The organism is uncultured Nostoc sp., from assembly GCF_964245445.1.
Lineage (GTDB): Bacteria > Cyanobacteriota > Cyanobacteriia > Cyanobacteriales > Nostocaceae > Nostoc.
The window spans coordinates 1-6,529 of record NZ_CAXTNE010000358.1; the positions used below are offsets into that span (position 1 = coordinate 1).

Genomic DNA, 6,529 nt, shown 5'->3' on the forward strand with positions numbered 1-6,529 from the left:
GAAAGGGGGTTGCCCTCGGCAACCCCCATTCTCCCCCAAAAAAAGATTATCATTCTTGAAAAATCCTGTCTCTTGTTTTTCTTGGAATAATTTATTCTTTGGAAGTCCCTGATGTTTGCTTGGTTCGGTGCTAAAGATTGTTTGAGCGATCGCCATTATTAATACAGGAAAATACCGATAGGGCGATCGCACAACTTTTGGGTGACACAATAGAAAATAGTTAGCCCAGGAACCCAATTCACAGCGAGGCTGTCGCGTAAACATTTCCAAGAGAAAGTATCGTTTTCAAAAAACTACAGTAGCCAACTTCAACAACTCTTTTGACGTTTCGCCATCGTCGCAAATGGTAAAAAACAATGTGGACACTCCCCTTGCACCCAATCAGCAGGGATTGGAAATGGCGTCCCACAGTTAGTACATTTTGTTAATAAACCCAACTTGTGGCGATCGCACTTCATTTTCTCCTTATACTGCCACTCAATACGGTGACAAGGAGACTCTGCATAACAAGCACCGCATAAACGAATTGGTCTAGGCTGCATTGTTATACCTTTGTACGGCAACATTTCATATATCCTGCCAACCTGCACGCAAATAAGCTTACCCAAAGCTTCTAATTCTTCATAGCTGGGAAATGGATTGAAATAAAGCTGCTCCCATCGAGATGTCACAGCGCCAATACCAGCAATTTTTCCTAAAGAGTATGCCCAAGGAAGACTATTAGCCTTGTATCGTCGCAAGCGTCCCAAATAATGACTTATGCTTTCGCTTTCATACGGCTCAACATAGCCTAACCTTGACAGAACGTTATCATCTTCATTTATTTTTTTTGCTCGATTCTGGTGGGGTGTATTTTCTGCCATACCGATTAGCAACTTTTTCTAAAACAGATAGCTCAAGTTTGCTAGAGCCGTTGTTCAAAGAATGTAAAACTGCCTTTGTTAGTATCTTGACAAGAACTCCTATTCGCGCACCTGTATTTTGTGCCAAAAGCTCGAATATAGACCCTTCAGCTAGGTTAGATACTTCTGGCAGATCCAGAATATCAAGTTCAATTGTCAGGAGTGTCTTCTTAAAATCTTCGTATTCTAAGCGTTCAAACTCATACAATGTGGGAAAGCTAGTCAACAAATCAACACCGCATAAAATATCATCTAGCTCCTGACCTCCAACTAAAACAATAGGGACATTACATTCTTCAAATAGTTGCTTTAGGTCTAATAACGCTTCTCTCTGGAGATTTTCAGCATTGTCAATAATGACCATCTCTATCCCAAATAGCTCAAGGCTACCAGCCAATCTTGGACGTAAATCCTCTCGCTTACCTGTTATTGCTGCGTGCTTAATATCCTTCAAAATTTGTGAAAATAGACGTTTGGAACTCGACGCCGACCAACCTTTGGCATAAGAAACTTGCTTCCTATCCTCTTGCCGATATTGAAAAGAAGCTCGGCTTTTTCCCACATCTCGTGGGCCGATAACTCGACCACATTGCTTGATTAACCTTAGTTCATCTAACCATTTGAAGTATTCTGAAGCGCGATCAGTTGGAATAAAAGCAGTTCTAAATAACTCCTCAACCTGAGCAATCTTGGCAAGTTGAGCATTGAGGTCAAGCTGAGGAGCTATAGTTGCGACAGAAGGCTGAATTGCGAGTTGCGCTCGTGCCATAGGTCACCAAATATTATTTTTATGTTGATGCTTAGAGATAATTAACTTATGTCTCTTTTCTTTGTTATTATTACTTTGATTTGATAAATCTTCTTCAGTCTGAAATTCTGATTGTTGAGGCTTCATATCTTCTTCTATCTGTTTTGGCAATATTTCAACTTTTTCTTGTGGTACAGAAAAAGCTGAAGTTTTAGTTTTTCTTAATTCTACAACATTTGAATTTCCCTTTGAAGCAGAACGTAAACGTTTTTGCTCTGCTTGCACTCTTTCTTTCTTATTCTGTTTAGCTTCTTCAACAATCTCTTTTCTCCTACCTAATGCTAATAATGCATCATAATTAAAATGCTCTTTACGAGCATTGCTTCGCACCTTATTAAGGCTTTTCAATTCTTCTAAACTCAGGTCTTGGCTATCCATATTTATTGCATGAGCGTAGCCCAAGAAATTTCCCAAGTCATCATTTGCATCACAACTGTAAACATATAATGTCAGTATATGGTCTGGGTCATATCTTAGCGTCACATATTCACCTTTATATGCCCTGAGTGATTCTCCTCGATAAACCAGATTCTCGAACTGGATAGAGCCATGAGCTTGAACGACTCTTTGAGCTTCCTTCATCAAGCAAATATCTAATTCTCGCTCATCCAAAGGTTCAGGCAATTTATCTCCCATACCCCTCAACCAGCGTTCAAATCTCGTTTCACGAGGATCTTTGGGATAAGGCTCGTGGTTATAAATGTCACAAAAGAAACTAGCTAAAATTTTATCTAACTCCTGTATGGTTAAACAGGCTTCTTCCTCTGCATTTTCAGGACGTTCCTGAACATTTGATCCCGTATAGCCAGGTAACCCTTGAAGAACTTGAGTATTAATAGTCTTGAAAAGCCGCTCTACAATACCACCTTGAGGTGGACAATCGCGCAATTCGCACTGAAATCCTAATTTCTTGCCAATGGCTTTCAGATGTTTTGAGCGAAAATCTTTTCCCCCATCAGTAAAAAAATATTGTAACGGAGTCCCATATACATCCCAAGTTTTACTAAGTTGGTAGTTAGGAGGATACTGTTTGGGTAAGATAGCGTGTCTTAAGGCTACAGCCACCTCAGCAGAACCTGGCTGTTTTACCCATAAGTGATAACCTAGAACACAGGTTGAGTAAGTATCTACAACTGTGGTTAACCAAGGTCGCTCCGGTAGCAGGATAAGAAGAATATCAACTATCCGAAGATCCACCCGTGTGTGATCACATTGAATAATTTGGTTACTAAAATTCGCTTTTAGTAGCTTCCCATCTCGTGTTTCCACTCCCAACCAAGATCCTGAACCCGGATTTCTAACTTTTTCCTTCCGTCTTTCTTCCTCGATTAACGGATTTAAAATTCTATATACAGTAGCTTTGTGAGGATAATCTCCTTGTTTCAGCCCAAGAACAACAATCGCTTGTCGCTCTACTTCGCTAAAAACCTGTGTAGGAGACATTGGATGTTTCTCTTTAACACTCTTTTTATAAATATCCTTAATAAACTCTTGCCAGTATTCGGAGATTCGATGTTGGCCTTTATCTGAGCGTGATACTCCTGCTGTCTCTTGTAACCTTTCTTTATCGTATTCTTTAAGAAGACGCTCCACCTGCCGAATAGAAACACGGAGAGTATCTGCTACTGCCTGCTTTCTTTGAGACTTAATCTGGCGATTTGGCGATTCAGTAAGCCATTGAATTAAATTAAATCTGAGTTTATTATTATCCGTTGTTTTCAAAATAATCAACGATGGATCGACTGCGAAATTACTGTCACTGAGGCAAATAGCTTCTGTAACTTCCGTCGATTCTCCAGTTAATCCAAATTCTTGGTCTGCCATAGAAGTGAAAAGAACTGATTAATAGTATTAATGTACCATTGATTTATAAAATACGACATTTAATTTGCAATTCGTAAAATTTAGTAAAACGACATAAATTTGCAAAAAATGGTTTTTCGACATTAAATATGCGAATTAAGTAATCTTGTCTTTTAAGTAACAAAATCAACTGAAAAGTTTTTACAGTAAAGGTTTCAGCAATTCAAGAAGATGATGTCGTTATTTGCGAACACCGACATTTAATCTGCGAATGTACATAAATTAAGGCTAGAAACAGCTTAGATGCAGTTTCTAGCCTTTTTGAATTTGTGGTATTCCTAAACTACGGCAGAGGACGCTGGCGAATCTGATCTCGCTCTAATACCGTGAACCGCTCCTCAAATTGCAATCCTTCTATCTCTAGTAAATTTAACAATAGTGTGGCTGGCTCCTCTGGAGTATGGGGGCGAAACCGCAAATAAATCACACCAGTTGGTGATGGTAATCTTAAGCGATAGATGAGTTCGCCGTAGTCGCGATCAAACGTTAAAATTACCCGTTGTTCATTAGCGGCACGAGTTAAAACCTCTGTATCTTCAATGCCTGGAGAATCCTCTGTCACCGAAGCAACATCATAACCCGCTTGCCGTAGCAGCCGCACACTGGGCAATGGGAAATTCTCATTCGCCAGAAACCGCATTACCTGGCCTCAGTAGACAGCAATGGTGTGTAGAATACATCCTCTTTGAGACACTCCGCGGCAAACGCGAACACAGCTTGGATTGCAGGAGCGCTAAGAGTTGGATAGCTTTCTGTAACTTGCTGTTCTGTCCAACCTTCGGCAAACAAGCCCAATATGAATTCTACAGATAGCCGCGTTCCTTTGACGATAGGCTTTCCAAGGAGAATTTTCGGGTCTGAATAAATATAAGTTCTCCAATCCATACCAGTTTACCTTTATCGGGCTTCATCTATTATGAGCGATGCCTATAGCGAGCTGCGCCAACGCACCATTCAGACATGCCACTTGGACAAAAGATTTTAAATTGCTCAAACAATTAATCACTAGTTAATACTGAAGCGAGAAGTTCAGGACGAGACAGGTGTGGGCAATGTCCAGCAGGTAGCTCAATGGCATCGACTCCTAAGCGCTTGCGTGCGGCGTAGCGTGACCATGTAGGAGACAATATTCGGTCATTGGTACAAACAATATATTTACGCTCAACCTTTGGCAAAGCTTTTAGAGGATTGGTTTCAAATATATATGCCATAGATTGTTGCGAACGACTTTCCGAGATTGCCCACTGTGTTACATCTGGTTGACAATCATGAAAGAAAAAATCCCTTAATACTGCTTCGTCTGAATAATCTTTGCCTACGGAAGCTGGTTCATATATATCAGGTTCATCGTGAAACTGTTCGAGTTTACTTGAGTCTTTTGGCTGGTAATTGAATGATTTGAGCGTATCAGAATCAAGACGATGAGAAAATTGGTCGAGTGTACTAACTCCAGGATATGGAAGTAGCGCAGCCACAAACACTAGTTGACGCACTTTTACCGCTTCTGCAACCAGAGGAATTATAGTACCAGCCATTGAGTGACCGACTAGGACAATATCATCATCAGTTTTTGGCAGTGCTTGAATTACTACATCTGCAAATTCGGACAAAGTAGCAGATGCATTTTCAATTGGCAAATCCATTGCTACAGTTTTGTGACCCTGTGCTTCTAAGTAGGGAATTAGCAAATCCCAACACCAAGTGGCTTGGAAAGCACCGTGAACTAGACAATATAGACTCATATTAATTGAATAGTGGTAATGGTGGACGAGTTTCCTAATTTATATTATTTTTCAACAAAATTAAATTCATTTCTAGAAACCAGGGAGATTTTATTATTTAATAATCGTCTGACCTCTGCAAGAATTGGTGCAATTAAAAACTCTGACCTAGCTTTTTTGGTGAAGATCGCAGTTGCTAAAGGAATGTAATCTATTAAAATCGTTTTGAGAGTTTTTGATGGTGTAACAGGTTTTGTATGAGCAAATAAATTACGAGTTTCATCGAGTGTTAAGTCAAAACTCTTTTTCACCTTAGCGAGACTAAAATCGCTATATAGCATTCTTCCACCTTGTGATTATCTATAGCGCTTCTGGGTTGAGTTCAATAGAGACCTAACCCCCAACCCCTTCCCTACTAGCGTTGGGGAGTAAGACTCAAAGCCTCTCCCCTCTTAGGGGAGAGGTTTGGAGAGAGATCATAGACATATTTTTGCAAAAGTGAGATAACTTCATTTTTTTGCACAATGTCTCACTAATTCTGTAATTTCTTAAGCTCTGCTTCTGTAAACGGATTCTTCGCCGCTCGTAAATCTTTCACCCAGCGTTGCCGTTGTGCTTTACTATTTTTATCATCAGTCTGGGCGATGTATGCCTCAAAGTCCTCGATCGCCCCTTGAGTGTCGCCTATCAGCGCCCTAGCCAAGCCACGACTATCACGAATTCTGCCATCTTCAGGTGCAAGTGCAACGGCTTTATCACAGGCTGGTAAAACATCGGTAGCTTGTTTTTGCAGACTCCCGTCCCAGCATATTGTATTCCAAGAACTTGTAGGAATTTCGACTTTTGGATCAAACTTGAGAGCTGCGGTATAAGCTGCTAGCGCTTCATTAAACTTTTTCTCTTGTAAGCGGCTGTTTCCTTCATCAACTGAGTGTTCAGCCTTGCCTTTGTTGACAAACTTTTGTGCTTTTACCTTGAGATCAAATTTTAAATTAGCATCCCACTGCTGTGCTTTGCGGAATTTGGTAATAGCATTATCAACGTCTTCATTTCGCGCTAGCTTCTCACCTTGGATGACTAATACTGTAGCGGCTTGCAACAGGCGAGGCGGAGTTTGGCATTCCGTTAGTTCTTGCAGCACTTCAGGATGGACAACCAAATAATTGTTGAGCAAGCCACAACCATCTTTGACTAACTTATTTAAATCCAAATTCCATATAATTATCGTCTTGTCA

8 protein-coding genes and 1 pseudogene are annotated in these 6,529 nt (G+C 40.4%); all 9 read right to left on the minus strand.

Features of this window, described 5'->3' with window-relative positions; translation table 11 throughout:
• On the minus strand, positions 1-264 hold a 264-nt coding region (locus tag ACFE90_RS34555), incomplete at its 3' end, for a hypothetical protein (RefSeq protein ID WP_375506790.1).
• 44 nt (positions 265-308) lie between these two features.
• On the minus strand, positions 309-863 hold the full coding sequence (locus ACFE90_RS34560) for a hypothetical protein (protein ID WP_375506791.1): 555 nt from the start codon (positions 861-863) through the stop codon (positions 309-311).
• On the minus strand, positions 817-1,671 hold the full coding sequence (locus ACFE90_RS34565; protein ID WP_375506792.1) for an AAA family ATPase: 855 nt from the start codon (positions 1,669-1,671) through the stop codon (positions 817-819). The genes ACFE90_RS34560 and ACFE90_RS34565 overlap by 47 nt, the downstream gene beginning before the upstream one ends.
• 3 nt (positions 1,672-1,674) lie before the next feature.
• Positions 1,675-3,534 carry a Mu transposase C-terminal domain-containing protein gene (locus tag ACFE90_RS34570; protein WP_375506793.1) on the minus strand — a complete coding sequence of 620 codons (1,860 nt, stop codon included), beginning with the start codon at positions 3,532-3,534 and terminating at the stop codon, positions 1,675-1,677.
• A 322-nt stretch (positions 3,535-3,856) separates the two neighbouring features.
• The gene (locus ACFE90_RS34575; protein WP_375506794.1) at positions 3,857-4,213 is read right to left on the minus strand and encodes a DUF5615 family PIN-like protein; all 357 of its coding nucleotides are present in this window, start codon (positions 4,211-4,213) and stop codon (positions 3,857-3,859) included.
• Entirely contained in the window at positions 4,213-4,458 is a 246-nt protein-coding gene (locus tag ACFE90_RS34580; RefSeq protein ID WP_375506795.1) for a DUF433 domain-containing protein, read from the minus strand. The genes ACFE90_RS34575 and ACFE90_RS34580 overlap by 1 nt, the downstream gene beginning before the upstream one ends.
• A 113-nt stretch (positions 4,459-4,571) precedes the next feature.
• Positions 4,572-5,315 (minus strand): alpha/beta fold hydrolase, encoded by a 744-nt coding sequence (locus ACFE90_RS34585; protein WP_375506796.1) that lies wholly within the window; start codon positions 5,313-5,315, stop codon positions 4,572-4,574.
• Between the two features lie 44 nt (positions 5,316-5,359).
• Positions 5,360-5,635 carry a hypothetical protein gene (locus ACFE90_RS34590; protein WP_335082532.1) on the minus strand — a complete coding sequence of 92 codons (276 nt, stop codon included), beginning with the start codon at positions 5,633-5,635 and terminating at the stop codon, positions 5,360-5,362.
• Positions 5,636-5,826: 191 nt separating this feature from the next.
• Positions 5,827-6,529 (minus strand): annotated as a pseudogene (locus ACFE90_RS34595) (ribosome assembly protein 4); the annotation flags it as partial.

Excerpts from the sequence above, each read along its gene's own strand:
- ACFE90_RS34585 (WP_375506796.1), bottom strand. The coding sequence starts at position 5,315 with ATGAGTCTATATTGTCTAGTTCACGGTGCTTTCCAAGCCACTTGGTGT.
- ACFE90_RS34590 (WP_335082532.1), bottom strand. The coding sequence starts at position 5,635 with ATGCTATATAGCGATTTTAGTCTCGCTAAGGTGAAAAAGAGTTTTGAC.
- ACFE90_RS34560 (WP_375506791.1), bottom strand. The coding sequence starts at position 863 with ATGGCAGAAAATACACCCCACCAGAATCGAGCAAAAAAAATAAATGAA.
- ACFE90_RS34565 (WP_375506792.1), bottom strand. The coding sequence starts at position 1,671 with ATGGCACGAGCGCAACTCGCAATTCAGCCTTCTGTCGCAACTATAGCT.
- ACFE90_RS34575 (WP_375506794.1), bottom strand. The coding sequence starts at position 4,213 with ATGCGGTTTCTGGCGAATGAGAATTTCCCATTGCCCAGTGTGCGGCTG.
- ACFE90_RS34570 (WP_375506793.1), bottom strand. The coding sequence starts at position 3,534 with ATGGCAGACCAAGAATTTGGATTAACTGGAGAATCGACGGAAGTTACA.
- ACFE90_RS34580 (WP_375506795.1), bottom strand. The coding sequence starts at position 4,458 with ATGGATTGGAGAACTTATATTTATTCAGACCCGAAAATTCTCCTTGGA.